Here is a 26,967-nt window from a genome sequence, read left to right on the forward strand (position 1 = left end):
TTTTGGAGCGTTCGTGAGCCTCGTCCTCCTTCCCGCCGTCGACGTCGCGGGCGGCCAGGCCGTCCGCCTCGTGCAGGGCGCCGCCGGCAGCGAGACCGTGTACGGCGACCCGCTCGACGCCGCCCTCGCCTGGCAGCGCGACGGCGCCTCGTGGGTGCACCTGGTCGACTTGGACGCCGCGTTCGGCCGCGGCTCGAACGCCGAGCAGCTCGCCGCGGTGGTCGGCCGGCTCGACGTGCACGTGGAGCTCTCCGGCGGCATCCGCGACGACGAGTCGCTGCGCCGGGCGCTGGCCACCGGCGCGGCCCGGGTCAACATCGGCACCGCCGCGCTGGAAAACCCGCAGTGGTGCGACCGGGTCGTCGCCGAGTACGGCGACCGGGTGGCGATCGGCCTCGACGTCCGTGGCCACACCCTCTCCGCGCGCGGCTGGACCAAGGACGGCGGCGATCTCTTCGAGGTCCTGGAACGGCTGGAGAAGGCGGGCTGCCAGCGGTACGTGGTGACCGACGTGCACCGCGACGGCACCCTCACCGGCCCCAACCTCGACCTGCTCCGCGAGGTCTGCGCCCGTACCGACCGCCCGGTCGTCGCCAGCGGCGGTGTGTCCACACTGGACGACCTGCGCGCGCTCGCCGGCCTTTCAACCGACGGGGTGGAGGGCGTGATCGTGGGCAAGGCGCTGTACGCGGGCGCGTTCACGGTACCCGAGGCTTTGGCGGTCCTGTCGTGAGTGTCGCCGTGCGGGTCATCCCGTGCCTGGACGTCGACGCCGGCCGGGTGGTCAAGGGGGTCAACTTCGTCGACCTGCGCGACGCGGGCGACCCGGTCGAGCTGGCCGCCGCCTACGACGCGGCCGGCGCCGACGAGCTGACGTTCCTCGACGTGACCGCCTCCTCCGACGACCGCGGCACGATGCTCGACGTGGTACGCCGCACGGCCGAGTCGGTCTTCATCCCGCTCACGGTCGGCGGCGGCGTCCGCTCGGTGGAGAATGTGGACACTCTGCTGCGGGCCGGCGCCGACAAGGTGGGCGTCAACACGGCGGCGATCGCCCGCCCCGAGCTGATCGCGGAGATCGCCGACCGGTTCGGCAACCAGGTGCTCGTGCTCTCGCTCGACGTACGGTCCACGCCGGACACCCCGAGCGGCTACGAGGTGACCACCCACGGCGGCCGCAAGGGGACCGGCATCGACGCGGTCGAGTGGGCGCGGCGCGGCGCCGAGCTGGGCGCCGGCGAGATCCTGCTCAACTCGATGGACGCCGACGGCACCAAGGCCGGCTTCGACCTGCCGCTGATCCGCGCGGTCCGCGAGGTGGTCGAGATCCCGGTCATCGCCAGTGGCGGCGCCGGCACCCGGGCCCACTTCCCGCCGGCGGTCGAGGCGGGCGCGGACGCGGTGCTGGCGGCGAGCGTGTTCCACTTCGGAGAGCTGACGATCGGCGAGGTCAAGGACACTCTCCGGGCGGCCGGCAACCCGGTCCGCTGAGCCCGCCCCGCCCGGTCGCCCTCGCCGCGCGGCGTCACGAACGCGGCGGTGCCGCGGGCGCGCCGGCTGACTGAGCGGTCCGTCAGGGGGCGAAGGCGGCCCGCACGGCGGCGGTGTACTCGGCTTCGGTCACGCTCCAGGTGGAGCCGGAGCCGGGGGGCCTGCTGCGGGTCAGGATGCCGTGCATGGTGTCGACGGTGCTGGAGAGGCCCGACCGCGGCCGGGTGCGCCAGAGCCGCTCGCCGGCCTGCGTCAGCCGGAAGAACCCGTCCTGCACCGTGACGAGATCGGCGCCGCAGAGGCGCTGGATCGCGGTCTCCACCTCGTCGCGGGCGGGTATTGCATCCTGCAAGTGCTCAGCGGTGGCGAGCAGCCCGGCCAGTGGCACGCCCTCGGGCCGGCGGGTGTTGGGGGACCGCAGGTGCCGGCCGGCGCCGCCGCCGATGACCACCGAGACGAAGATCCAAGCGTCGCTCCTATCCCAACCCGCCTCCGCCATGGCGACATCTTGCCTTGGCCGGCCCTTCTCCGGGTAGTCCATGTGATTTGCTGATCAGTATGCTGCTTCCTCGATCCGCGGACGCTACTGTCCACGATGGACACTTCGAGCTGGTCGAGGGGGCCGGCGTGGCCGGGCCGCCGGCGATCGTCGACCTGGTGCGTGAGCTGTTGCCCCTGCCCACCGCGGACGGCGATACGCTCACCTTCCAGACGAAGCCGGACCAACGGCTCGGCGCCGAGGGATATCACCTCTCCGTCACCCCGGACGGGGTAACCGCCACCGCCGCCACCGAAGACGGGTTGCGGTGGGCGGTGCAGTCGCTCCTCCAGCTCGTACCGGACGGGGCATCCCGGCGGCTGCCCTGCGTCGAGGTCACCGACCGCCCGGTCTACCCGTGGCGCGGCTCACTCCTCGACGTGGCCCGCTGGTGCCACCCGATGCCGTTCCTGTACCGGTACGTGGACCTGCTCGCCATGCACAAGCTCAACACCCTCCACCTGCACCTCACCGACGACCAGGGGTGGCGCTTCGAGGTACGCAAGTACCCGCGGCTCACCGAGGTGGGTGGCTTCCGCCGCGAGTCGCCGGCCGGGCACGCGCGGGAGGGGCGCGAGGACGGCGTACCCCACGGGGGTTTCTACACCCAGCGCGAGCTGAGCGACCTCGTCGCGTACGCCGCCCGCCGCGGCGTCCGGGTCATGCCGGAGATCGACCTGCCCGGCCACACCCAGTCGGCGATCGCCGCCTACCCCGAGCTGGGCAACGTGCCCGGGCGGCGGCTCGAGACGCGTACCACCTGGGGCATCTCCAGCCACATCCTCAACCTCTCCGACGCCACGATCTCGTTCGTGCTGGACGTGCTCGACGAGGTGGTCGACGTGTTCCCGTTCGAGTACGTGCACATCGGCGGCGACGAGGTCCCCACCGAGGAGTGGCGGGCCAACCCCGACGTGCTGGCCCTGGCCGCCACGCTCGGCCTCGACGACGTGCGCGAGCTGCAGGGGTGGTTCGCCGGGCGGCTCGCGGAGCACCTGGCCGGGCACGGGCGCAAGGTCGGCGTCTGGGACGAGCTCGTCGACCGCGCGGCGCCCGCCGGCGCCACCGTCTTCGCCTGGCAGGCGGAGCATCGGGTACGCGTGGCGCTGGACGCCGGCCACCCGGTGGTCGCCGCCCCGCAGAGCCACACGTACCTCGACTGGGCCGAGACGGTGGACGACCCCGACGAGCCGCTCGCGATCAACGGCCCGCTCCCGCTGGAGAAGGTGTACGGCTACCGCCCCGGGGCTGCCAAGGTCGGGGGCGAGGAGCGCGGGGCCGGCGTCATCGGGGTGCAGGGGCAGCTGTGGAGCGAGTACCTGCCGACCACCGACCTCGTCGAGTGGCGGGCCTTCCCGCGGCTGGCGGCGCTGGCCGAGCTGGGGTGGAGCGGGCCGGGCGGCGACTTCGGCGAGTTCCGGCAGCGGCTAGCGGGCCACCTCGGCCGATTGGACCGCATCGGGGTCCGGTACCGGCCGCTCTGACCCAGGCCCTCCCGCCGCCTTGGCGGTGGTCCGGCATTCCGGCCTCGGCGATGCCGCGGTCGCGGCGGTGGTCCGGCGCTCGGGCCTCGATAGTGCCGCGGTCGCGGCCGTGGTCCGGCGCTCGGGCACGGTGAAGAGCGGGATGAACACGTGCGCGAGCGGGCCGATCGCCACCGCGTACAGCACCGTGCCGGCGCCGACCGTGCCGCCGAGCAGCCAGCCCACCGCCAGCACGGTGACCTCGATGACGGTGCGGACCAGCCGGATCGAGCGGCCGGGCCGGCGGGCCACGAAGCCGGTCATCAGGCCGTCGCGCGGGCCCGGGCCGAGCCGCGCGCCGATGTAGAGGCCGGTGGCGACGCCGTTGAGCGTGACACCGCCGACCAGGAACGCGATCCGCAGCGCCATCGGGCCGGCGGTGGGCAGCACGGCGAGTACGGCGTCGACGGCGAGGCCGATCACCACCACATTGGCCACCGTGCCGATGCCGGGGCGCTGGCGGAGCGGGATCCACAGCAGCAGCACCATCGCGCCGACCAGGATCACGATCAGGCCGAAGCGCACGCCGGTGACCTCGGACAACCCCTGGTGGAACACGTCCCACGGGTCCAGGCCGAGCCGCGACTCGATCATCAGGGCCATGCTGGCGCCGTAGAGCACGAGGCCGGCGAGGAGCTGGGTCAGCCGTCGAGTGGCCCGCTCGATCACGAACATGGTGTCCACTCTCGGGCCAGATTGGTATCCTCTCCAATGGCCAATCTTGGGAGGGTGGCATGACCAGCACCGTCAGGGGTAGCCAGCTCGCTCGCCTGCTCGGCCATTGGCACGCGCTGCCGGGCCGCCGCCGCAACCCCGACTACGCCGCGCTCGCGGGCGCCATCCGGGGGTTGCTCGCCGACGGGCGCCTGCCCCTGGGGGTACGGCTCGCGGCCGAGCGGGAGCTCGCCGACGCGCTCAAGGTGAGCCGCACCACGGTCACCGCCGCCTACCGCGAGCTGCGCGAGTCGGGTCACCTCACCAGCCGGCGCGGTGCCGGCAGCTGGACCACGCTCCCCGGCGGGCACAAGGTGGCCAGCTCCGGGCTCTGGACCCCGCAGGACGACCTCGACATGATCGACCTCGGCTGCGCCGCGCTCGCCGCCCCGCCCGAGCTGATGCCCGCCGCCGCGGCCGCCGCACAGGGCCTGCACCGCTACCTGTCGGGCGCCGGCTACCACCCGACCGGGATCGTCGAGCTGCGCGAGGCGGTGGCCCAGGGGTACACGGACCGCGGGCTCCCCACCAGCCCCGACCAGATCATGGTGACCAGCGGCACCCAGCACGCGCTCGACCTGGTGCTGCGGCTGATGGCTCCGCCGGGCGCGCCCGTACTCCTGGAGTCACCCACCTATCCCAACGCGCTGGCCGCGCTCTCCGCGCGGCGGGCCCGGATCGCCACCCACGGCCTGGACAACGACGAGGGGTGGGACGCCGACCTGCTGCTCGACGGGCTGCGGCAGACGCGCCCGCGGCTGGCGTACCTGATCCCGGAGTTCCAGAATCCCACCGGCCACCTCATGCCGGCCGCGCTGCGCGAGCGGGTCGTGGCGACGGCGCACGCCGCCGGCACCGACCTGGTGATCGACGAGTCCTTTGTGGACCTCCCGCTGGACGGCACCGAGGTGCCGCCGCCGGTCGCCTGCTACGACCGCCACTCCCGGGTGGTGTCGATCGGCGGGATGAGCAAGCCGTACTGGGGCGGCCTGCGGATCGGCTGGGTGCGCGCCTCGGCCCCGCTGGTGCAGCGGCTGGCCGCGCTGCGGGTCGGCGTCGACATGGCCAGCCCGGTGCTCGACCAGCTCGTGGCCGTGCAGCTGCTCGACCGCGCCGGCATCATCGTGCCGGAGCGCCGCCGCCAGCTGGCCGAGCAGCGCGACGCGCTGGTCGCGGCGTTGCGGCGGGAGCTGCCCGAGTGGCGGGTCCGGGTGCCGCGTGGCGGCGTGACGCTCTGGGCCGAGCTGGACGGGCCGGTGTCGAGCGCGCTCTCCCGCGCGGCCGAGGAGGTCGGCGTGCGGCTCGCGCCGGGGCCGCGGTTCGGGGTGGACGGGACGCTGGAGCGGTTCGTGCGGTTGCCGTTCACGCTGCCCGCCGCCGACCTCGAAGACGCCGTGAAGCGGCTGGCCGCCGTCCGCTACGACCTGGAGCGCACTCGCCGCCCGCAGTGGCGCGAGCCCGCCATCCTCACCTGACCACCCCTGGCGTGACCACCCCTGGCCCGGGGTGGGACCCGCCCGGAAGTGGGGGGGAAGCACTGGGGGGGGGGGGGCGACCGGGCCCCCCCTGGCGTGACCACCCCTGGCCCGTGATCGAAGCTCCCTTCATGTCGCTAGAACGACTTGAGGGGAGCTTCGATCACGGGAGGCGCTCAGATCTCGGCGAGCGTGCCCTCGTACATCTTGTCGATCTCGCCGGCGAAGTTGGCCTCGACCACGCGCCGCTTGATCTTCATGGACGGGGTCATCTCGCCGTCCTCGATCGTCAGGTCGCGGTGCAGGATCGTAAACTTCTTGACCGTCTCCCACCGGTTGAGCTTGGTGTTCAGCTCCTCGACGTAGCCGGCCACCATCGCCTCGGCCTCCGGCGAGCCCGAGATCTCCGCGTACGGCCGGCCGGCCAGCGGCGTCCCGGCCGCCCACCCCACGATCGCGTCGGGGTCGAGCGTCACCAGCATCGTGCAGTAGTTGCGGCCCTGGGTGATCACGACCACCTGCGACGTGTACGGGCAGAGCGCCTTGAACATGCCCTCGATGTGCGACGGCGCGATGTACTTGCCGCCGGACGTCTTGACCAGGTCCTTCTTGCGGTCGGTGATGCGCAGGAAGCCGTCCGCGTCGAGCTCGCCGATGTCGCCGGTCCGGAAGAACCCGTCCTCGGTGAACGCGGCGGCGGTCTCCTCGGGCAGGTTGTGGTAGCCGCGCATGACCGGCTTGCCGCGCAGCAGCACCTCGCCGTCGTCGGCGATCCGGCACTCGAGGTCGCCCAGCGCCGGCCCGCACGTGCCGATCTTGACCCAGTCGCGCCGGTTGACGAAGTTGCCCGCGCTCGTCTCGGTCAGCCCGTACCCCTCGCCGATCGGCAGCCCGGCCGCCGCGAAGAACTCGGCGATCGGCACCGACAGCGGGGCCGCGCCCGAGACCAGCTTCTTGATACGGCCGCCGAGCCGGGCCTGGAGCTTGCTGAAGACGAGGCGGTTGGCGAGGCCGTACCGGATGGCGAGGCCGCGCGGCACCGGCTGGCCGGCCTGCTCCAGCGCCACCTTCCGCTTGCCGGTGCGGACCGCCCACGCGAAGATCTTCGCCTTGGCGCCGCCCGCGTCCTGGGCCGACGAGACCGCCCGGTTGTACACCTTCTCGAAGATGCGCGGCGCCCCGCACATCAGCGTCGGCCGGACCACCGCGAGGTTGTCGACCAGCTTGTCGAGCCGACCGTCCACATAGGTGGGCATGCCGACGTGGATGATGCCGCTGATCAGCGTCTTGCCGAACGAGTGGGACAGGGGCAGCCACAGGTACTGCAGGTCGTCCGGCTCCATCAGCCCCGGCCCGGCCTGCGCCACCGCCTCCCAGCACCACCCGCCGTGCAGCAACTCGACGCCCTTGGGGCGCCCGGTGGTACCGGACGTGTAGATCAGCGTCGCCAGGTGGTCGTGCGTGATGCCCTCGGTGATCCGCTCGATCAGGTCGGGCTCGCCCGCCAGCCGCTGGGCGCCCGCGGCCTCCAGGTCGGCGAGCGTGGTCTGCGGCGGCGAGGCGGCCGGATCGGCAGCGCCGTCGATCAGCACGACGTGCTTCACCGCCGGCAGGCTGGCGCCGGTGAGCTTGGCGGCCTGGGCCGCGTTTTCGGCGATGACGACGATCGAGCCCGAGTCGCCGACGATGTACGCGACGTCTTCCGGCTCGGTCGTCGGGTACACGGTGGTGGTCGCCCCGCCGGCGCACATGACGCCGAGGTCGGCGAGGATCCACTCCAGCCGTGTATTGCTGATGATCGCCACCCGGTCCTCGGTGGCGACGCCGAGCCCGACCAGCCCGGCGGCGATCGCCTTGGACCGGCGCCCGATCTCGGACCAGGTGAGCCACACCGGCCCCGAGTCGTCGGGCGCGGGGTGGGCGAGCGCGTCCCGGTCGGGGGTGGCCGCGACGCGCTTCAGGAACATGTCCGGTATGGACCGGTAGGGGATCTCAAGAGACATAGCGGGGGCCGCCTCACAGGTCAACGACGTGACCGCCGTCACGCTAACGTGTTACTGAACGGTAGTGGTGCAGTAGCCCCGACGCCAAGTCCCGGTGACACTCCCCCACGCCGTGTCGCCCCTGCCGCGCCGGTACGGGGGTTGCACTGGGGCGGGGGGAGGGGGAGCATGGAGGGGCCGGTTGCTGTTGAGCCTTCCGAAGTGATCCCGGCCTTTCTCCGGACGGTGGGAGGTCGGGTTTCGCGCTTTCTGGGACCTCTACAGGCGCAGTTCCGTGATTTTCTCGATCAAGGGATCGATTCGCCTCCGCCAGTCACCGCCGGCGCCATATGCCCACGCGATGCAGTCCGCCACCGCCAATAGCGGCTCCTGGTGCGCTCTCAGTTGCTCGTACGACATTTTCGCGAGCGCCGGCAGTGCCTTTCGGGCTCGCGCGATGGTTTCCCGATCCCGGCGGTCCTGGCCGTCCATCGACTCGAGCGTCAGCAGTTGGGCCGCCGCGCCGGTGATCGTCAGATCCCCGAGCAGTTGCCACAAGCAGGCCTCCCGGGCCGCGACGGCCGGACCGTCGCACAGGTGGACGCGGCCGCGGACCCGACTCGTCGCGATCACTCCAAGGATCTCCCGGCGACGCGAGTCCCGTTCCTTGACCATGTGCACGCGGCGCTGTCCCGGTTTGGCGAATCCGCGCAGAATCGCCCGCGTCATCCTGGCAGAGGGTGCGGGCAATTTGGCTTTGGTGAATACACCAGAGCGTGGAAATAGCTGTATTCCGCCGGTGGAACCGGCGGAACACAGCCGACGATCGGCCGGTACTAGGGCCTGTATCAGACTCCTTGCCGGGCTGCGCCGGGCCCAGGCGGCGCCATGCGGCGTCGGGCGTTAGCCCGCATACAACACCGGCATACAGGCCCTAGTCGTCGTGGCCGCCGCGGCCCTTGCCGCTGCCGTCGTCGCCATCGTGGTCGTCACCGGCGGGGTCGTCGTCGCCACCACGGCCGCTGCCGCCGTGGCGGTCGTCGTCGTCGCGGTCGTACTTGACGATGCCGCCGGTCTGCCGGTCGACGTAGACCTTGTGCTCCACGCCGCCCTTCACGATCTCGATCTTCCAGGTCGGCCGGCCGTGCTCCCACTCGCGTTCGGTGTCGACGACCGTGCCGCCACCGGTCGTGGCGAGCGCGATGTCGACCGCCCGGTCGCGGCTGATCGCGTCGGCGGCGGGCGCCTTCGAGGTCGGGTCGTCCGTGGGAGCCGGGGTGCCGGCGCCGGCCGGCGGCGTCGACGTGTCGTCGGACGGCGTGCTGCCGTCCGGCGGCGAAGTGTCGTCCGACGGTGTGCTGTCGTCCGTCGGCGACGATGAGATCGCGACGCCGAAGCGGTCGTCCGAGCCGTCCGTGAGCGCCGCCCCCGCGGCCGCCCCGGTCACGATGATCCCCACGGCCGCCGCCCCGGCGACCATTACCAGCAATGACTTGCGTGCCATGACGCACCTCCTTGTCGACATGGAGGTTCGCGCGTCGCGGGCTAGGGGCGCGCTGTGGCAACGCTAAGGCCGCGCTAAGTGCTCAAGGTCTAGATCGTGGTACCAATCCGCCCCGTGAAGGGCGGATTGGTACCACGATCAGCCCGTCCAACCGGCCGCGAGCAGGGCGGCACGGACCTGGCCTGCCACTTCGTCCGGTTTGTGGCGGACCAGCCACGCGGGGAAGCGCAACAACGTCTCGCCCGCGATGGCGATCTCGTTGTGGTGCTGCATGTCGGCGTACCAGGACGGGACTTCCAGGTGCTGGGCGCCGTCGATCTCCACGTGGAGGCGCCACCGGTCGAAGTAGACGTCGCGGTAGCGGCGCCGCCCGGCCGAGTCGACGCGGGCGACCTGCCGCGACGGCTCGGGCAGCCGGTGGCGGCGGCACATGCGGGCGAAGTCCATCTCGGCGATCGACTCGGCGCCACCGGCCGCGTCCGCCACCGCTTCGACGATCAGCCGTCGCCGCCGGACGTGCGTCATCCGTTCGAGGACGGGTGTCATGTCGACGGCGGCGACGAGGCGCTGCTGGAACCCGGCGGCGATGATCGCGGCGGCGTCCCGGTCCGAGGGCGCCCATTGGGCCGCGTCGACCAGGGAACGTGCCGGCATCGTGCAGGGCGGCCGACCCATGCGGTGCAGGTCCTCGATCGGTACGCGGTGGGTGCGGTGCACGACGACACCGGGCGGCGGCCTGCGGTGCTGCCGGCTCGCACCGATCAGCACGTGGATCCGTCGGGTCTCCACGCCGCGCATGCCCAGCACGGCCAGTGCCGAAGGACCGCCCAGCAGGGCGAGGCGACCGTCACCGACCGCCAGGGCCGCCATCCACCGGCGTTGGTGCACCGTCACCGGGCCGCTGTGCGTGAGGTAGACGGCTCGGTGGAGGTGCTGCCAGCGCCCCGACGCGACGCGGTGCCGGATGGTCTTCTCGGACATGTGCCGCAAGGCTTGCCGGCGGCTGATCACACCGTCTTGAAGGAACAGCAGGAAGTCGAGGTCCGCGGATTCCACCCGCCGATCCTGGCCAAGCCGCCGCCGCGCCGTAAGGGGCTGTGGACAACGCGCCACGGCCAAGCCGCCTCGGCCCTGTTTCGAAAACTGTTGCCGGGCTGCGCCGGGCCCAGGCGACGACCGGCGGCGCCGGGCGCAAGGTCGCATACCGGGGTTGTATGCGGCCTTGCGCCCGACTTGCCGGCGAGCTTGCCGAGTCGCCGGCGCCGCGCGAGCGTCAGGCCCGTACGGACGTGCCGGCGAGTCGGCTGGCTCGACCCTACGGGCCGGGGAGCAGATCGAGGGTTACGAGGGCGCCGCCGGTCGGGGAGGTGGACAGGTGCAGGGCCTGGCCGGCGCGCCGGGCGATGTCCAGGCCGAGGCCGGTGGAGCCGGCGCCGCTCTCGCCGCGTTCGCCGGCGCCTGCCGGGAGGCCGGGGCCCTCGTCGGCGACGGTCAGCACGCCGCCGGCGGTCAGGCTCACCGCGAACGGGGTGCCGTCCGGTGTGTGCGCGAAGACGTTGCCCAGCAGGGCGTCCACCGCGGCCGCCAGGTCCTCCGCCGCGACCGGAACGGGGAGTGGGCCCGGCACCAGGTCCAGGCTGACCTCGCGGCCGGTGTCCTCGGCCAGTACCGCCCAGAACGCCACCCGGTCGCGGACCACCGCGGCCGCGTCGCAGCCCGCCGCGAGTGGGGCGGGGGTGGTGCGGCGGGCGGCGCGGATGAGGCCGCTGACCGCGCGTTCCACCGCGTCGACGCCGGCCGTGACGCGGGCGGCCTCGGCCGGGTCGCCGAGGGCCTCGGCCTCCAGCCGGAGCGCCGTCAGCGGGGTCCGCAGGCGGTGGGAGAGGTCGGCCACCTGCTCGCGTTCCTCGCGCAGGAGGTCCTGGATGCGGCCGGCCAGGTGGTTGAGGGCGCCGGCGACGTCGCGGAGCTCGGCCGGGCCGGCGGGGGTGGCGCGGGCGTCCAGCTCGGCGCCGGCCAGGCGGTGGGACACTGTGGACAGTTCGGCGATGGCGGCGACGAACGTGCGGGCCAGGCGGTCGGCGACGACGAGGCCGACCAGCACCAGCGCCACGCCGAGCGCGGCCAGCACCAGCCAGGCCCGGGTGACGCCGCGGGTCAGCTCCTCCGCCGGCACGAACGTGCGCAGCACCACCGTCCCCTCCGGCCGCCCCTGCACACCCACCACGATCTCGCGACCGCCGCCGGACTCCGCGGTCAGGCTGCGGCCGCGGGCGGCCAGCTCCACCGCCGGGGTACGCGGAGCCTCCGCCCCCACCGACGAGCCGTCGGGCAGGTACACGGTGACCGGCCGGCTCGCCCCCGACGCGAGCGCGGCCAGGTCGGCGGCGTCGCTGGTGGCGGCGAGGGGCACCAGGCCCTGCAGGTCACCGGTGGCGGCGACCACCGCGCGGTCCTCGGCCACCTCGCGGATCAGCACGGCCAGCGGCACCAGGAACGCGACCAGCACCAGGCACGCCGTCGCGGTGACCAGCAGCGCCAGCCGCCGCCTCACAAAGCCTCCGCGGAAGCGGAAGAGGAAGCGGACGGGGGAGGCGCCGACAGGCGCACCCCGACGCCCCGTACGGTGTGCAGGTAGTGGGGCTCCTGCGCGGTCTCGCCGAGCTTGCGGCGCAGCCAGGACAGGTGTACGTCCACCGTCTTGTCCGCCCCGCCGTACGGCACCTGCCACACCTCGGTCAGCAGCTCGCGCTTCGTCACCACCTGCCCGGCCCGCGCCGCCAGGTGGTGCAGCAGGTCGAACTCGCGCGGGGTCAGATCCAGCGCCGTCCCGCCCAGCGTCGCCTCCCGCGAGCGCGGGTCGACCCGCAGCTCGCCGACGACCACCGTGGACTCGCCGGGGTCGCCGGCCCCGCGCCGCAGCACCGCGCGCACCCGGGCGTCGAGCTGGGCCGCGGTGAACGGCTTCACCACGTAGTCGTCGGCCCCGGCGTCCAGGCCGCGCACGATCTCGGCCTCGTCGTCGCGGGCGGTGGCGATGATGACCGGTACCGTGCTCACGCCGCGCAGCATCCGCAGCAGCTCCAGGCCGTCGAGGTCGGGCAGGCCGAGGTCGAGCACGACGAGGTCGGGGCGGTCCTGGAGCGCGGTCTGCAGCCCGGCCATCGCGGTGTGCGCGGCGGCCACCGCGTGCCCCCGCTCGCGCAGCGCCCGGATCAGCGGGGTGCGGATCGCGAGGTCGTCCTCGATGAGCAGCAGGCGGGCCACACCAGGCAACCTATCCCGCACCCGCACGCCGCGGGATCGCCGTTAACCCTCCCTTAGCGTCGCCCGGCGCCCGCCTTAACGCGGCGGCGGGCATAGTCGTGGGCATGGGTGGCCGCACCGCGTTCGCGATGATGGGTTGGCTCGTCGCGGCCGCCGCCGCGACGGTGGTCGGACTCGGCGCCGTGCGGGTGATCGGCGACGGCATCACCGGCACGGCCGCGACCACCCTCAGCCAGGAAGAGGTCGTCGAGGCCCTCGCGTCGCCGGTGCCGCCGGCGAGCCCGCCGCCCACCGCGAGCCCCAGCCCGACCCCGGCCCGGACCGAGCCGGCACGCACCACCCTGCGGCCGCACGGCAGCACGATCACCGCGCACTGCGAGGGCGCCCTGGTCCGGATCGACGGGGTCGCGCCCCCGTCCGGCTACCAGACCACCGAGTACGACAACGAGCTCACCGACGAGGCCGAGGTCCGCTTCGACCGGGGCGGCAAGGGGCACGGCAGCGGCCGCATCGAGGTCCAGGTCAGCTGCGTGAACGGCCGGCCGCTGGCCACCGCCGACGACTGAGCCGGCTCAGACGCCGAGCTTGGCGGTGCGCAGGAACGCGGCCAGCTCGGGCGCCGCGTCCACCTGTACCCGGGCCGCCCGCTGCCGCCCGCTCAGGAAGATCACCAGCTCGCCCGGGGCACCCACGAGCCGCGCCGGGTCACCGCCGGTGCCGACGGTCGTCTCCCCGTACCCGGGAGCCTGGACGCGCACGGCGGCGCGCACGCGGCGCAGCGCGAGCCGGGCCGTCCCCTTGGCCCGCCGCCACAGGGCCTCCTGCTGCTCGCGGGAGAGCTCGCGCGGCCGCCACCCGGGCCGGCCCCGGCGGACGTCCTCGTGGTGGATGAAGAACTCCATCGTGTTGACCGCCGCGTCCGCGAGCCGGTTGCTGACCGGGCTCCACCAGGGCGCGGCCCGCACCATGCCGACCAGCTCCGGGTACGGCCGGGCGGCCAGCGACGTGCGCACCCGCTCCGAGTGGCCGCGCAGCGGGCCGACGACGATGCCGGCGGCCGCGTCGAGGCGGCGCTCCCGCATGACGAGGTGGGCGGCGAGGTCGCGGGACGTCCACCCCTCGCACAGCGTGGGCGCGTCGGGGCCGACCGCGAGCAGCAGGTCGGCGAGGAGCTGCCGTTCACTCTGGGCGTAGCGGGCCATGGGAGAAAACTAGCGCGTGTGACCGCTGACACAGCTGATTAGCGGTCGCCACCAGGCGTTTCCTTCGGTAAGGATAGGGAAGAGCAAATAGGGCTTACGGGGGAGTGGTGGCGGAGAGTACCAGCCGGGATGTGTTGGTTCGGGGCCTGCGCATCCTGGGACACGCGATCCGCGAGGAGCCCCGCATCTTCGCCGTATCGGTTGTCGGCAGCGGCACGTTCGGCCTGCTCACGATCGGTGGCGCGTACGTCGTCGGCGCGATCGTCGGCGACGTCGTGGTGCCCGCCCTGGAGGACGGGCGGGCGGACACCGGCGTGCTCTTCCTCGCCGCGGCCGCGCTGATCGGGCTCAGCGTGCTCAAGGTCGCCGCGGTCTTCGGGCGGCGGCTGGGCGCGGCCTTCATGCAGTACCGCCTCCAGGCCGCCTACCGGCGCCGCGTCACCCGCCGCTACCTGGAGCTCCCGGTCGCCTGGCACCAGCGCAACGCCACCGGCACGCTGCTGTCCAACGCCAACTCCGACGTCGAGGCGACCTGGTTTCCGATCGCGCCGCTGCCGTTCGCGGTGGGCACGCTCATCATGCTGGCGGGCGCGTTCGTCTCACTCTTCGCCACCGACTGGGTGCTCGCGCTGGTCGGCGCGGCCATCTTCCCGGCGCTCTTCGCCCTCAACGTCGTCTACTCCCGCCGGATGGCCCCCCGCCAGATCCGCGCCCAGGCGCTGCGCGGCGACGTCAGCGCGATCGCGCACGAGAGCTTCGACGGCGCGCTGGTGGTCAAGACGATGGGGCGCGAGGCCGAGGAGACCGCCCGCTTCGCCACCCGCGCCGCCGAGCTGCGCGACTCGCTGATCGCGGTGGGCCGGTTGCGCGGCGTGTTCGACCCGATGCTGGAGACCCTGCCCAGCCTCGGCACGCTCGCCGTGCTCCTGGTCGGCGCCTGGCGGCTGCGGCAGGGCGCGGTCACCGTCACCGAGCTGGTGAGCGTCGCGTTCCTGTTCACCGTGCTGGCGTTCCCGGTGCGGGCGATCGGCTGGGTCCTGGCCGAGCTGCCGCGCAGCGTCGCCGGGTGGGATCGGGTGCGGCGGGTGCTCGGCGCGGAGGGTGAGATGCCCTACGGCGCCGGCGTCCGCGGTGGTCGCGGCACGCCCGCGACCCTGCGCTTCGACTCGGTCTCATTCGGGTACGAGGACTCCACCGTCCTCGAAGACGTGACCTTCACCGTGCCGGCGGGACGCACCGTGGCGCTCGTCGGCCCGACCGGCTCCGGCAAGTCGACCGTCGCCTCGCTGGCGGTCCGCCTGGTCGACCCCCGCTCCGGGGCGGTGCTGCTCGACGACACCCCGCTGACCGGGCTGACCGCCGAGTCGCTCGCCGAGACGGTCGCGCTGGTGCCGCAGGTGCCGTTCGTCTTCGACGACAGCGTCCGGGCCAACGTCACGCTCGACCGCCCCGGCGTCACCGACGAAAGCGTCTGGGCGGCGCTGCGGATGGCCCAGGCCGAGGGCTTCGTCGCCCGCCTGCCCGAGGGGCTCGACACCCACGTGGGCGAGCGCGGCGCCTCCCTCTCCGGCGGGCAGCGGCAGCGGCTGACCCTCTCCCGCGCGCTCGCCGGCCGGCCGAGCCTGCTGGTGCTCGACGACGCCACCAGCGCGGTCGACCCCCGGGTGGAGGCGGCGATCCTCGGCTCGCTGCGGGCCGCCGACCCGCCCGCCACGATCCTCGTCGTCGCCTACCGCCGCGCCACCATCGCCCTCGCCGACGAGGTGGTCTACATCGAAAACGGCCGGGTGGTGGCGACCGGCACGCACACCGCGCTGCTCGCCTCGGTCGAGGGGTACGCCGACCTGGTCACCGCGTACGAGAAGGCCGAGGCGGAGCGGGAGCGCGAGCGGGCGTACGAGGAAGTGTCGTGAACGCACCCCGCAGCACCTGGTCCACCCTGCGCCGCGGCCTGGCGCTCTCGCCGGAGCTGCGCACCGGTCTCGCCGGCACGCTCGCGCTCGCCGTCGTGTCGATGGTGGGGCGCGCGGCCGTACCCGTGGCGATCCAGCAGGGCATCGACCGGGGCATCCGCGCGCCGGGCGGGCCGGACATCGGCGTGGTGAGCACCGTCGTCGGGTTCACCGCCGCCGTGCTGGTCGTCACGACCCTCTGCGGGTACCTGATGATGCGCCGCCTCTTCACGGTCAGCGAGACCGCCCTGGCCAACGTACGGGTGCGCACCTTCCGCCACGTGCACGACCTGTCGATGCTGCACCAGCAGTCCGAGCGGCGCGGCTCGCTCGTCTCCCGGGTGACCAGCGACGTCGACCAGATCACCCAGTTCCTCCAGTGGGGCGGCGTGATCCTGCTGGTCAGCACCGGCCAGGTCGTGGTCACCTCGATCGTGATGGCCGTGTACTCGTGGCAGCTCACGCTCGTGGTCTTCCTCGCGTTCCTGCCCGCGGTGGCGGTGATCCGCGGCTTCCAGAGGCGCCTCGCCGGGGCGTACGGGATCGTGCGGCAGCGCATGGGCGCGATGCTCGCCGCGATCTCGGAGAGCGTGGTGGGCGCGGCGGTCATCCGGGCGTACGGCGTCTCCGGCCGCACCGCCGCCAAGCTCGACGAGACCATCGACGCCCAGCGGCGGGCGCAGAGCCGCGCGATGACGCTGAGCGTGACCAGCTTCTCCACCGGCGAGCTCGCGTCCGGCCTGGCCCTCGGCGCGGTGGTGGTCGTCGGCGTGCTGCTGGGCGTCGACGGCACGCTGACCGTGGGGCAGCTGACCGCGTTCCTCTTCCTGGTCGCGCTCTTCGTGCAGCCCGTGCAGATCGCGACCGAGGTGCTCAACGAGGCGCAGAACGCGATCGCCGGCTGGCGCCGCGTCCTCGACGTGCTCGACCTGGAGCCGGATGTCGCCGACCCGGCCAAGGAGGGTGTCGACCTGCCGCCCGGCCCGCTCGGCATCCGCTTCGCCGCCGTCTCGTACGCCTACCCGGGCGGCCCCACCGTATTGTCCGATGTGGACATCGAGATCGCGCCCAAGTCGCGGGTGGCGGTGGTCGGCGAGACGGGGAGCGGCAAGACCACGTTCGCCAAGCTGCTGACCCGGCTCATGGACCCGTCGACCGGCGAGGTGCTCCTCTCCGACACGCCCCTGGACCGGGTGCGCTTCGAGTCCTTGCGCAGCCGCGTGGTGATGGTCCCGCAGGACGGCTTCCTCTTCGACGCCACGGTCGCCGACAACGTCCGGTTCGGCCGCCCCGGGCTCGGCTCCGACGGCCTGGCGCTGGCCTTCGCCGAGCTGGGCCTCGCCGACTGGGTCGAGGGGCTGCCGATGGGGCTGGCCACGCCGGTCGGCGAGCGGGGCGAGGCGCTGAGCGTGGGGGAGCGGCAGCTCGTGGCGCTCGCCCGGGCGTACGTGGCCGACCCCGACCTGCTCGTGCTCGACGAGGCGACCAGCGCCGTCGACCCCGCCACCGAGGTGCGCCTGCAACGCACGCTCGACGCGGTCACCCGCGGCCGCACGACGGTCGCGATCGCGCACCGCCTCTCCACGGCCCAGGCGGCGGACGAGGTGATCGTGGTGGACAAGGGCCGCATCGTCCAGCGCGGTCCGCACGCCACGCTCGTCCAGGAGCGCGACTCCGTCTACGCCCGCCTGTACGCCTCCTGGCTCGAACAGACCCGCTGACACCGTGACCGGGGCCGGCCCGCACGGCCCTCCCAAGCTTGCCAGCCGCCCCCGGTCACGGAGCTCGCCCCCGCTGCCCCCTGCCGTTGATCAGGGAGTTGGTGGGTGTGTCGTGTGGCGTGCCGCCCCACCAAGTCCCTGATCAACGGCGGCGGGGGTGCCGGTGCCGCAGCGGCGGCACAGCACCGGGTGGAGCAGGCGGGCCAGGTCGGCCCGGTCGGCCACCGCGCGGGGAAAGGCGAGCCGGGCACGGTACTCCCGGCCGGGAGCGCCGAGCGAGACCACGAAGCCGTAGCGGTCCAGGCGGACCACGCGGGGCGGCGGGCCGGCCGGGCCGCGATGGCCGCTGTCGGCGAGCTGGCGCCGGATGAACTCCGCCATCTCCTGCACGTGGTGATCGGCCAGGTCGGTCAGCAGGTCCCACTCGACGGCCTGGAGCGGGTCGGGCTCGGCCGCGGCGTACTCGTCCGGGTCGATCTCCCTCATCCGCCCGCCGGTCTCCAGGCGGACCTCCGCCGGTTCCAGCCGGAACATGACCTGGCCTCGCCCCACGTCCAGCAGGTCGCCGACGGGGTCGATCTCGACGAAGTCCTGCGCGGCCTGGCGTGCCTCGACGCCGGTGAGGGGCGCGGCCCAGCCGGAGACCCACACGCGGCCGAGCGTCGGCGAGCCGGCGACCGGGGGCACGTCCTGCACGTCCAGCACCACGGCCACGTCGTCGGCGCCCTCCGCCGGGCGCAGCGACTCGGCGAGCTCACCGTCCGCCGGCACCAGCATCAGCACCCGGCCGGCCGCGTCGGTGGCGTGCCGTACCCGGTGCGGGCTGGGCCGGCAGGCGATGTGCGCGTTGCCGGGGAGCCGGCCGGCGGCCAGGGTACGGGCGACCTCGGCGGGGCTGGGCTGCATGTCGGAGACCTCCGGCGGTTAGGTTAGGCTTAGTAAGGGCAGGCTAACCTACTCGAACGGAGACGTCTACGTGAACCAGGCTCGACCCAAGGCGCGCATCTCGCGGGCGCTCGGCTTCCCGCTGACCCGCAAGGACACCCGGTACTTCGAGCGCCGTCCGTACCCGCCGGGCGTGCACGGACGGTCGCGCCGCAAGACCTCCGACTACCAGGTGCGGCTGCTGGAGAAGCAGCGGCTCCGCTTCCAGTACAACATCAGCGAGAAGCAGATGCGGCGGACCTTCGAGGAAGCGCACCGCAGCACCGCCAAGACCGGTGACCTGCTCGTCTCGCTCCTGGAGCGGCGGCTGGACGCGGTGGTCTTCCGCGCCGGGCTGGCCCGCACCATCTACCAGGCACGCCAGGCCGTCGCGCACGGGCACATCACCGTCGACGGGGCGAAGGTCGACCGTCCCTCGTACCGGGTGAAGCCGGGTCAGGTCGTCCAGGTGCGCGAGTCGAGCCGGCAGAAGGCGCCGTTTCAGATCGCGGCCGCCGGGGCGCACGTGGACGGGCCGACCGCGCCGTACCTGTCGACCAACCTCGCCGAGCTGACCACGACGCTGCTGCGCGCGCCGGAGCGCCGCGAGGTGCCGGTGATCTGCGACGAGCAGCTGGTCGTGGAGTTCTACTCGCGCTGAGCCGTCTTCTCCCGCTTTTCTCCCGGGGCGCCTGTCGCGGCCGTCGCCGCCGTTTTCCCGGTCGCCGCGGCCGCTTTTTCGGTCGTGGCGATCGCGGCGGCTTTTTCGGTCGCGGCTGTCGCGGCCGCCGTCCCCAGGTCGCCGGTCACGTAGCGCTGCACGTTGGGGCCGATCGCCGCCACCACCACCTCGGGTGCGGCGGAGGCGAGCGGCTCCAGCTTCAGCACGTACCGCACCATGGCCAGCCCAGCCATCTGCGACGCGACAAGGCTGGCCCGCAGCGGCGACTCGGCCGGCTCGGTGGTCAGCTTGGGCAGCACGTGGCGGATCATCTGCGTGGTCACGAACTCGCGCAGTAGCCGCGCGGTCCAGTCGTTGCTGACCGCCGAGCGCAGGAGCGCGACGCCCGCGGCGCCGGCCGGCGAGTCCCAGATCCGCAGGAAGAACCGGACCAGCCGCTCGCCGATCTCCTCCGCCCCGCCGGCGAGCACCTGCGGGAGCACCTCGGCCGGGTCGATCGGAAAGTTCATGCAGGTCTTGAAGAGCTGCTCCTTGGTACCGAAATAGTGATGGACCAGCGCCGGGTCGACGCCGGCGCTGGTCGCGATGCCTCTGATGGACGCGGCCTCGAAGCCGCGCTCGGCGAACGTCTCCCGGGCCGCGGTGAGGATCGACTCGCGGGTGTCCGGGTTGCCGGGGCGGCGCCCGGTCCGTCGTGCCATGTGCTTCCTTACCTCGGTACCTCTGGGCCGTGCGGCGGCTCTCTCAAGCCGTGCGGCGCCGGAGCGTGGCCGCGGCCAGCACGAGGGCGACCACGACGCAACCGCCGACGATGCCGAGGTCGCGCCAGAGCGTGGCGGTGGGATCGGCGTGCGCGCCGACCTCCTGGAGCGCCTCCACCGCGTACGACAGCGGCAGCACGTCGCTGATCGCCTCCAGCCACCCCGCCATCTGATCCCGGGACACGAACAGCCCGCACAGCAGGATCTGCGGGACCGCTACGACTGGCATGAACTGTACGGCCTGGAACTCGGTGCGGGCGAAGGCACTGCAGAACAGGCCGAGCGCCACGCCGAGCACCGCGTTGACCACCGCGATCAGGATGACCAGCCCGGTGCTGCCGGCGGTGTCGAGATCGAAGAGCCAGTACGCCAGGGCGGCCGCCACCGAGGCCTGGACCGCCGCCGCGAGGCCGAACGCGATCCCGTACCCGAACAGCAGGTCGAGCTTGCCCAGCGGGGTGGTCAGCAGCCGCTCGAGCGTGCCGCTGGTGCGCTCGCGGAGCATCGCGATGCTGGTCACCAGGAACATGATCACGAACGGGAACACGCCGAGCATCACCAGCGCGATCCGGTCGAAGACCATGGGCTGGTCGTCGTACATGAAGTAGAGCAGGGCGAGCAGCAGCGCCGGCACGACGATGAGCATGGCCACCGTACGCCGGTCGTGCAGCAGCTGTCGCAGGATGCGCACGATCGTGGCGCCGAGGATCCGCGCGCTCATGCCGTCACCTCCTGGGCCCTGATCAGCCTGAGGAACGCCTCGTCGAGGTCGTCGGTGCCGGCGCTCTCGCGCACCGCCGCGGGCGTGTCGTCGGCGATCAGCGCGCCCTCGCGGATCAGCAGGAGCCGCTCGCAGCGCCCGGCCTCGTCCATCACGTGGCTGGAGACCAGGATGGTCGTGCCCTTGCCGGCCAGGTCGTGAAACTGCTTCCACAGCTCGTCGCGGAGCACCGGGTCCTGCCCGACGGTGGGCTCGTCGAGCACCAGCAGCTCGGGCTCGCCGAGGATCGCGCAGGCCAGCGACGCGCGGCTGCGCTGCCCGCCGGAGAGGGTGGCGACGAGCTGGCTCGCCGCGTCGGCCAGCCCCACGTCGGCGACCGCCCGCTCGGCAGTGGCCGCGTCGTAGCCGGAGAGCGCGGCGAAGTAGCGGGCGTTTTCCCGGACGGTCAGGTCGGCGTAGACGCTCGGGGCCTGGGTGAGGTAGCCGACCTTGCGGCGCAGCGGTGCCGCCCCGGCCGGCTCGCCCAGCACCATGATCGAGCCCGACCGCACGACCTGGACGCCGACGACCGCCCGCATGAGGGTGGTCTTGCCGCTGCCGCTGGGACCGAGCAGCCCGGTGACGCTGCCGCGCGGGATCATGCAGGTGAGCCCGTGCAGCACCCGCCTCTTTCCACGCTCCACGACGAGGTCCTGGACCTCGATCGCGCTGGTCATGGTCTCCTCCAAAAACTCATCATCCGATGAACTCAACGCTAGATGAAATCATGCTCGCACTCAAGTCGGCGTTTCCCGCGAGCCCGGCGGTCTCTACCGGCCGGGCGGCTCCGGTGGCTTGACTTCGAGTGGGCTCTAACTGGAAGTCTGGGACGCATGACGATGACGGTCAGTGAGGCCGCGGAGCAGGTCGGTCTCACCACGTACACGTTGCGGTGGTACGAGCAGGAGGGTCTCGTCGAGCCGGTGGGACGCGACTCGGCCGGCCGCCGGCGGTACACCCAGCAGGACCTCGACTGGCTGATCCTGCTGACCCGGCTGCGGCGCACCGGCATGCCGGTGCGGGACATGCGCCGGTACGCGGAGCTGGCTCGCGAGGGCGACAGCACGCTCGCCGCCCGCCGCCGCATCTTCGAGGCGCACCGCGACCGGGTGCTGGCCCGGATCTCGGAACTCGAAGAGGACCTGAAGGTCCTCAACTACAAGATCGAGGTGTACGGGAAGATGGAGCAGGAACCGTGCTGACCCGCCACATCGCCGGTGCCCCGGTCTCCGCGCTCGGCCTGGGGTGCATGGGCATGAGCATGGCGTACGGCCCGGCCGACGACGCCGAGTCCACCCGCGTGCTGCACCGCGCGCTCGACCTGGGCGTCAACCACTTCGACACCTCCGACGCGTACGGTGCGGGCGCCAACGAGCGGCTCCTCGGCCCGGTGGTGCGGGCGCGGCGGGACGAGGTGTTCCTGGCGACGAAGTTCGGGATCCGGCTGCCGGACGGCGCCTCGCACTCGGCGGTGCCGGGCACGCGGGTGGACAGCGGCCCGTCCTGGGCGGCCGCCGCGTGCGACGCCTCGCTGGGACGGCTCGGCATCGAGACGATCGACCTGTACTACCTGCACCGCCGCGACCCCGCCACGCCGATCGAGGAGACGGTCGGGGCGATGGCCGCGCTGGTCGCGGCCGGCAAGGTACGCCACATCGGCCTCTCCGAGGTCAGCCCGGCGACCCTGCGGGCCGCGCACGCGGTGCACCCGGTCGCGGCCGTGCAGATGGAGTACTCGCTCTTCAGCCGCGAGGTCGAGGACGAGATGCTGGCGGTCTGCCGCGAGCTGGGCGTGACGCTGGTGGCGTACTCGCCGGTGGGGCGCGGCATGCTGACCGGCACGATCACCGGCACCGACCAGCTCCAGCGGGAGGGCGACTACCGCGCGAACGGCGCGCCCCGCTTCTCCGCCGAGGCTCTCCCGACCAACCTCGCCCTCGCCGGCGAGGTGCGCGAGGTGGCCGCCGAGATCGGCTGCACACCCGCACAGGCCGCGCTGGCGTGGGTGCTCGCGCAGGGCGAGGAGGTGGTGGCCATCCCGGGTACCAAGCGGGTGCGCTACCTGGAGGAGAACACGGCCGCCGCCGACCTGGCGCTCACGCCCGAGCAGGTGTCCCGCCTCTCCGCGGCGGTACCGAGGGCCGCGGTCGCCGGTGCCCGGTACGCCGAGGCCGCGATGCGCTTCGTCGGCCACTGAGCCAACGTTCGCGGGCGCGGCCGGGCTGGCCCCGCTGCCCCGCGTTCACGGGCGGACCTGGCAGATCTTGGAGAGTTAGGGTTCGTATGGCGCCCTAACTCTCCAAGATCTCTTGCTAGAGGGCGAGCACCCGGTCGAGGAAGTCGCGGTACTGCTGCATGGCGACCCGCAGCGCCTCGGTGTCCGGGGCGTCCGCCTGCCGGCGCGGGTCCAGGTCGACCTGCTCGGCCAGCAGCCGCTCACCCAGCGCGTGCACCGCGCTGGCGACGAGCGCCTGGGCCTGCGCGACGGCGGCGACCGGATCGTCGACGAAGTTCGCCTTGATCAGCTGCCAGTCCTCGCGGAACCGCTGGGCCGCTTCCTCACTCCAGACCGCGATCTGCGTCTCCGCCAGGTCGCCCGGCCCCCGTTGCGTGGCCTCTTCGAGCTCGCCGTGGTGTGCCTCACCCTCACCGAGTACCGCGAGGGCTGCCGGCGCCCCGACCGCGGCGGCCTCGTCGGCGGCGCTCTGCTCCGCATCGGCGTCGGCGGCCGTCTCGCCGGCTTCCGCTTCGACGGCGCTCTCGTCGGTGGCGGCCGCGGGCGCGTCGCCGTCGACGGGCGGGACCGTCCAGTCGTGGTCGTCACCGACCGGCGGCGCACTGGCCGTCAGCGGCGCCACGACCGGCTCCGGGTTGGACCAGTCCTTGTCCAGAACTCCTGCGGCCGGGGTGACCTCCCGCTCGGCGGTGGCATCTGTCGGTTGAATGATTTCCTCCTCAATGAGTGTCTCGTCGGCCGCCCGATCCGCCGGCTCCGCCCACGCGTCGGTGACGGCCGCCCCGTTGATGCCGGGTACGACCTCGGCGGGAGCATCAGCAGGCGAAAGCGACCCCGAAGGCGCGCCGAACGCGCCGACCTCGGCCGGCTGGTCGAGGTCCAGGTCAGGATCAGCGCCGGCGCCGCTCACATCACCGGCGTCGTCTTCCGCGCCGGCGGTCTCGGCCGCGCCCTCAGCACCGGGGGCCGCCTCGACGTCCGTGCCGGCCCATGCCTCTGCGGCCGCTGCCTCGCTGGCCTCAGCCCCCGCGTCGGTCTCGGCCGTAGCCACTTCGCCCTCGCCCGCAGCCTCCGCGTCGGCGGCCGCCGCCGTTTCGGGCTCCGCCTCAGGCACCGTCTCGGGCTCCACCTCGGCAACGGCGCTTGTCGCCGGCGCGCTCTCGGCCTCGGCGGCCCCTGTGTCGCTGTCGCCTTCGGCGGTGTCCTCGACCGCGACCAGCGGCTCAGGCTCCGCTTGAGCCACAGTCTCGGCGCCGGCGTCCGTCTCGGTCTCCGGCCCGGCCTCGGCGTCGGGCTCGGCTGCCGCAATGGTGTCAGCCTGTGGCGCCGTGTCGACCTCAGCCTCAGCCCCGACTGCGTCCTCGGCCCCGATGGCGTCCCCGGCCCCGACGGTGGCCTCTGTGTCGAGGGCGTCCTCGGCCTCGACGGTGGCCTCGGCCGCTGGCTCTGCCTCGGCGGCGGTGTCGGGCTCGGCGGCGATCTCCGTCTCGGGCGCTGCGAGATCCTCCGCGGCGACCGCCTCGGCATCAAGCGCCGCGGGCTCCTCCTGCGCGACGGCCTCCGCCGCCGGCTCGCCGATCGCGTATGCGCCGTCGATTTCACTGTCCACGGCTGGTTCAGGGTCGCCGGTCGTTTCGCCGTCCACGGCTGTTTCGGAGTCGACAGCCGCTTCGTCGTCCACGGCGGGCGATGCGGCGAGGCTGGCTTCCGTGTCCACCTCGGACACCGCGCCGGCGTCGGTCGCCAAGACCGGCTCGGCGTCGACTTCGGACTCCGTCTCCTCTTCCGCTCCTGGTTCAGCTTCCGCTCCTGGCTCAGCGGCAGCCTCCGCGACCTCGGCGGTTGGGGCGTCGCCGTCCGCCTCCGCGTCGGCGTCGGCTGTCGCATCCGCCTCGGCCTCGGCTTCGGGCGTCGCGTCCGTTTCGAAGTCGGCGTCTGCGGGCGCGTCCGCTCCGGCGTCCGGGATGACCCCCGCCTCGGCGTCAACGTCCTCAGTGGACTCCCCGGCGGTTGCGATGATCGCGGTCGGCTCTTCCACCTCGGCTGGCGTCCCGGTCTCGGTGTCCACCGCAGCGTCAGCAGGGGCCTCGGCCTCCGCCTCCGTCACGGCGGCGGTCTCGGCCGCGGGCTCGGTCTCCGCCGCAGCTTCGGCGTCGTCGGCCGTTTCCACGGCAGGCGCGGTCTCCGCGTCGGCGTCGCTTTCGGTGCCCACCTCGGCTTCGGGTTCCGTGACGGCTGCGGCCTCCGGCTCGGTCCCGGCGGCCGCTTCAACTTCGGATTCCGCGACGATCTCGGCCCCGACTTCGGCTGCGGCTTCCGGCTGGGACCCGGTGACTTCGGCTTCGGGCTCGGCCCCGACCTCTGCTCCGGGTCCCGTCTCGGCGGCGGCTTCGGCATCAGGCGCGGCGAGGAGGGCGGGGTCGGCCTGTGGCTCCGCGGGTGCGTCGCCTTCGGCCTCGCCCGTTGCGGCCTCGCCCGTTGCGGCCTCGCCCGTCTCGGCTTCGGCAGTCTCGTCGATGACGCCCGTCGCGGACTCGCTCCCCTCCGCTTCGGCCGCCTCTGTGGACGCCGCCTCACCGGAACCGGCCTCGGGGGCGATCCCAGCAGCAGCGTCGACCGCGTCGGCCTCGGCAGCACCGGTGGTCTCGGTAGCACCGCCATCCACGGCGGTCTCGGCCTCGATGCCGGGCACAGCGCCTGCCTCGGCGTCTGCCTCGACCGGCTCGGCCTGCGCGTCCACCACGGCGTCTGCCCCGACCGGCTCGGCCTGCGCGTCCACCACGGCGTCTGCCCCGACCGGCTCAGGCTGCGCGTCCACTGCGGCGTCGGCTGCTGGCTCGGGCTCGGCGGCTGGCTCGTCCTCGACCTCCGTGGCCGGATCGGCGCCGGCCTCCGGCCGGGTGTCGGCTTCCGGCGGGGCCTCGGCCTCGATCGCGTCGGCTTCGGCCCCGGCGACGGGGTCCACCTGGGGTGCGGTCGCGACCTCGGCTACCGGCTCCGCGACCGGGTCGGCGTCGTTGTCTGCCGTGGGCTCGGCTGCCGCGCTCTCGGCCTCCGGCTCGGCGGCGACCGCGTCGATGGTGGCGTCGAGAGCCGGCGGGGTGCCGTCGGTGGCGGGCTCGGTGGGTGTCTCGGCGACCGCGTCGGACTCGGGAGTCGGCGCGTCGGGCTCGGCGTCCGTTTCCAGGTCCGGCGCCGCGTCCACCATGACAACCGCCTCGGGCGTTTCCACCTCGGCCTCCGGCTCGGCGGTCGGGGCCTCGGCGTCCGAACCAATGGCGTCCGCGACGTCCGTGTCAGGGGCCGCTGCTTCGGCGTCCGCCGGCGCCTCCGGCTCCAGCATCACCTCAGCCTCCGCCTCGGCCTCAGCCTCGACGGTGGAGACGGCGTCCGCTTCGGGCGCGGAGGCGGCGTCGGCCTCGGGCGCGGCCTCGATGATGGAGGCGGCCTCCGCCTCGGGCGCGGCCTCAACGGCGGAGACGGGGTCCGCCTCGGGCTCGGCCTCGATGATGGAGGCGGCGTCCGCCTCAGGCGCGCGGACGGGGTCGGCTTCGGGCGCGGCCTCGATGATGGAGGCGGCGTCCGCCTCGGGCGCGGGGACGGCGTCCGTTTCGGGTGCGGAAACGGGGTCGGCTTCGGGCTCGGCCTCGACGGTGGAGGCGGCGTCCGCCTCGGGTGCGGAGACGAGGTCGGCCTCGGGCTCAGCCTCGACGGTGGAGGCGGCGTCCGCCTCGGGCGCGGGGACGGGGTCGGCTTCGGGCTTGGCCTCGACGATGGGAGCGCCGGGAGCGGAGGTGGCGTCCGCCTCCGTGGTGGAGGGTGGGGCTTCGGGGGTGGCGGCGTCAGGGGCCGCGGGGGTGTCGTACGGGGCGGGCGGGGCCGAAGGCGGAGTGGAGGAGTCGATCAGCTGGTCGGTGAGCGGGGGGAGGGGGGACTCCTGGGCCCGTTCGCGCGGGACGATGATCGGGATCTCCGTCGTCGGCTCGTTGAGAGCGGTGGTACCCGAGGGGAGAGCGGTGGTACCCGAGGGGGCGGTGGTGGTTTCCCCCGGGGGGAGGGCCGTGGTCGGCTCCGCGGAGAGGTCGGAGGGCTGGCGCTGACCGGGCAGCAGCCCGGCGGGTATCACGGGGAGTGCCGCGGTGGTCTCGGTGTCGTCGTGCTCGGAACCTGGCGTGGGGGTGGGCTGCATGACTGTGGTGTCCTCCGTCCGCTCGGCTGGGCCCCGGCGAGCGGAT

23 protein-coding genes and 1 pseudogene are annotated in these 26,967 nt (G+C 73.5%); 10 read left to right on the forward strand and 14 right to left on the reverse strand.

Annotated elements, in window-relative coordinates; all coding sequences use genetic code 11:
• The first annotated feature begins 13 nt into the window (after nt 1-13).
• The gene (gene priA / locus RB614_RS08430; protein WP_308711817.1) at nt 14-733 is read left to right on the forward strand and encodes a bifunctional 1-(5-phosphoribosyl)-5-((5-phosphoribosylamino)methylideneamino)imidazole-4-carboxamide isomerase/phosphoribosylanthranilate isomerase PriA; all 720 of its coding nucleotides are present in this window, start codon (nt 14-16) and stop codon (nt 731-733) included.
• The gene (hisF, locus tag RB614_RS08435; protein WP_308711818.1) at nt 730-1,491 is read left to right on the forward strand and encodes an imidazole glycerol phosphate synthase subunit HisF; all 762 of its coding nucleotides are present in this window, start codon (nt 730-732) and stop codon (nt 1,489-1,491) included. The genes priA and hisF overlap by 4 nt, the downstream gene beginning before the upstream one ends.
• An 82-nt stretch (nt 1,492-1,573) precedes the next feature.
• On the opposite strand, the gene RB614_RS08440 is transcribed toward hisF, so the two are convergent.
• Nucleotides 1,574-1,990 carry a hypothetical protein gene (locus RB614_RS08440; protein WP_308711819.1) on the reverse strand — a complete coding sequence of 139 codons (417 nt, stop codon included), beginning with the start codon at nt 1,988-1,990 and terminating at the stop codon, nt 1,574-1,576.
• 59 nt (nt 1,991-2,049) lie between these two features.
• On the opposite strand from RB614_RS08440, the gene RB614_RS08445 reads away from it, so the two are divergent.
• Complete coding sequence (locus RB614_RS08445; RefSeq protein WP_308711820.1) at nt 2,050-3,513, forward strand: beta-N-acetylhexosaminidase; 1,464 nt, start codon at nt 2,050-2,052, stop codon at nt 3,511-3,513.
• Here RB614_RS08445 and yczE read toward each other — a convergent pair.
• On the reverse strand, nt 3,457-4,227 hold the full coding sequence (gene yczE, locus RB614_RS08450; RefSeq protein WP_308711821.1) for a membrane protein YczE: 771 nt from the start codon (nt 4,225-4,227) through the stop codon (nt 3,457-3,459). The genes RB614_RS08445 and yczE overlap by 57 nt on opposite strands.
• A 59-nt stretch (nt 4,228-4,286) precedes the next feature.
• Here yczE and yczR point away from each other — a divergent pair, with 59 nt between their 5' ends.
• Nucleotides 4,287-5,741, forward strand: coding sequence for a MocR-like transcription factor YczR (yczR, locus tag RB614_RS08455; protein WP_308711822.1), 1,455 nt, complete (start codon nt 4,287-4,289; stop codon nt 5,739-5,741).
• A gap of 176 nt (nt 5,742-5,917) precedes the next feature.
• Here the strand turns inward: yczR and RB614_RS08460 are convergent, their stop codons facing one another.
• The 6 genes from RB614_RS08460 to RB614_RS08485 all read right to left on the reverse strand — a co-directional run bounded on the left by RB614_RS08460 (nt 5,918) and on the right by RB614_RS08485 (nt 12,494).
• The gene (locus RB614_RS08460; RefSeq protein WP_308711823.1) at nt 5,918-7,744 is read right to left on the reverse strand and encodes an AMP-dependent synthetase/ligase; all 1,827 of its coding nucleotides are present in this window, start codon (nt 7,742-7,744) and stop codon (nt 5,918-5,920) included.
• Between the two features lie 258 nt (nt 7,745-8,002).
• A complete protein-coding gene (locus tag RB614_RS08465; RefSeq protein WP_308711824.1) occupies nt 8,003-8,452 on the reverse strand; it encodes a hypothetical protein in 450 nt (149 codons plus the stop codon).
• Between the two features lie 205 nt (nt 8,453-8,657).
• Entirely contained in the window at nt 8,658-9,227 is a 570-nt protein-coding gene (locus tag RB614_RS08470; protein WP_308711825.1) for a PepSY domain-containing protein, read from the reverse strand.
• 138 nt (nt 9,228-9,365) lie between these two features.
• Nucleotides 9,366-10,283 carry a hypothetical protein gene (locus tag RB614_RS08475; RefSeq protein WP_308711826.1) on the reverse strand — a complete coding sequence of 306 codons (918 nt, stop codon included), beginning with the start codon at nt 10,281-10,283 and terminating at the stop codon, nt 9,366-9,368.
• A 259-nt stretch (nt 10,284-10,542) separates the two neighbouring features.
• Nucleotides 10,543-11,781 carry a HAMP domain-containing sensor histidine kinase gene (locus RB614_RS08480; RefSeq protein ID WP_308711827.1) on the reverse strand — a complete coding sequence of 413 codons (1,239 nt, stop codon included), beginning with the start codon at nt 11,779-11,781 and terminating at the stop codon, nt 10,543-10,545.
• A complete protein-coding gene (locus RB614_RS08485) occupies nt 11,778-12,494 on the reverse strand; it encodes a response regulator transcription factor (RefSeq protein ID WP_308711828.1) in 717 nt (238 codons plus the stop codon). The genes RB614_RS08480 and RB614_RS08485 overlap by 4 nt, the downstream gene beginning before the upstream one ends.
• Nucleotides 12,495-12,598: 104 nt before the next feature.
• Between RB614_RS08485 and RB614_RS08490 the strand changes: the two genes are divergently transcribed.
• Complete coding sequence (locus RB614_RS08490) at nt 12,599-13,060, forward strand: hypothetical protein (protein ID WP_308711829.1); 462 nt, start codon at nt 12,599-12,601, stop codon at nt 13,058-13,060.
• Nucleotides 13,061-13,066: 6 nt separating this feature from the next.
• Here the strand turns inward: RB614_RS08490 and RB614_RS08495 are convergent, their stop codons facing one another.
• Nucleotides 13,067-13,696: a TIGR03085 family metal-binding protein gene (locus RB614_RS08495; protein WP_308711830.1), complete on the reverse strand. Its 630-nt coding sequence runs from the start codon at nt 13,694-13,696 to the stop codon at nt 13,067-13,069.
• Between the two features lie 107 nt (nt 13,697-13,803).
• On the opposite strand from RB614_RS08495, the gene RB614_RS08500 reads away from it, so the two are divergent.
• Nucleotides 13,804-15,609, forward strand: a complete 1,806-nt coding sequence (locus RB614_RS08500; protein WP_308711831.1) for an ABC transporter ATP-binding protein — start codon at nt 13,804-13,806, stop codon at nt 15,607-15,609.
• A complete protein-coding gene (locus RB614_RS08505; protein ID WP_308711832.1) occupies nt 15,606-17,369 on the forward strand; it encodes an ABC transporter ATP-binding protein in 1,764 nt (587 codons plus the stop codon). Before RB614_RS08500 ends, RB614_RS08505 begins: the two co-directional genes overlap by 4 nt.
• 90 nt (nt 17,370-17,459) lie before the next feature.
• Here the strand turns inward: RB614_RS08505 and RB614_RS08510 are convergent, their stop codons facing one another.
• A complete protein-coding gene (locus RB614_RS08510; RefSeq protein ID WP_308711833.1) occupies nt 17,460-18,275 on the reverse strand; it encodes a DUF2470 domain-containing protein in 816 nt (271 codons plus the stop codon).
• Between the two features lie 70 nt (nt 18,276-18,345).
• On the opposite strand from RB614_RS08510, the gene rpsD reads away from it, so the two are divergent.
• A complete protein-coding gene (rpsD, locus tag RB614_RS08515) occupies nt 18,346-18,954 on the forward strand; it encodes a 30S ribosomal protein S4 (RefSeq protein ID WP_308711834.1) in 609 nt (202 codons plus the stop codon).
• Between the two features lie 134 nt (nt 18,955-19,088).
• On the opposite strand, the pseudogene RB614_RS08520 reads toward rpsD, so the two are convergent.
• From RB614_RS08520 to RB614_RS08530, 3 genes and pseudogenes are all read right to left on the reverse strand, one after another.
• Nucleotides 19,089-19,676 (reverse strand): annotated as a pseudogene (locus tag RB614_RS08520) (TetR/AcrR family transcriptional regulator); the annotation flags it as partial.
• A gap of 43 nt (nt 19,677-19,719) precedes the next feature.
• Nucleotides 19,720-20,457 (reverse strand): ABC transporter permease, encoded by a 738-nt coding sequence (locus tag RB614_RS08525; protein WP_308711835.1) that lies wholly within the window; start codon nt 20,455-20,457, stop codon nt 19,720-19,722.
• Entirely contained in the window at nt 20,454-21,173 is a 720-nt protein-coding gene (locus tag RB614_RS08530; RefSeq protein WP_308711836.1) for an ABC transporter ATP-binding protein, read from the reverse strand. Before RB614_RS08530 ends, RB614_RS08525 begins: the two co-directional genes overlap by 4 nt.
• Before the next feature lie 162 nt (nt 21,174-21,335).
• On the opposite strand from RB614_RS08530, the gene RB614_RS08535 reads away from it, so the two are divergent.
• Nucleotides 21,336-21,698: a MerR family transcriptional regulator gene (locus tag RB614_RS08535; protein ID WP_308711837.1), complete on the forward strand. Its 363-nt coding sequence runs from the start codon at nt 21,336-21,338 to the stop codon at nt 21,696-21,698.
• Entirely contained in the window at nt 21,692-22,693 is a 1,002-nt protein-coding gene (locus tag RB614_RS08540; protein ID WP_308711838.1) for an aldo/keto reductase, read from the forward strand. The genes RB614_RS08535 and RB614_RS08540 overlap by 7 nt, the downstream gene beginning before the upstream one ends.
• A 115-nt stretch (nt 22,694-22,808) precedes the next feature.
• Here the strand turns inward: RB614_RS08540 and RB614_RS08545 are convergent, their stop codons facing one another.
• Nucleotides 22,809-26,921 (reverse strand): midas domain-containing protein, encoded by a 4,113-nt coding sequence (locus RB614_RS08545; RefSeq protein ID WP_308711839.1) that lies wholly within the window; start codon nt 26,919-26,921, stop codon nt 22,809-22,811.
• Nucleotides 26,922-26,967 lie beyond the last annotated feature (46 nt).

The sequence above is a fragment of the Phytohabitans maris genome (assembly GCF_031085175.1).
In the GTDB taxonomy this organism is placed as follows: Bacteria; Actinomycetota; Actinomycetes; order Mycobacteriales; family Micromonosporaceae; genus Phytohabitans; species Phytohabitans maris.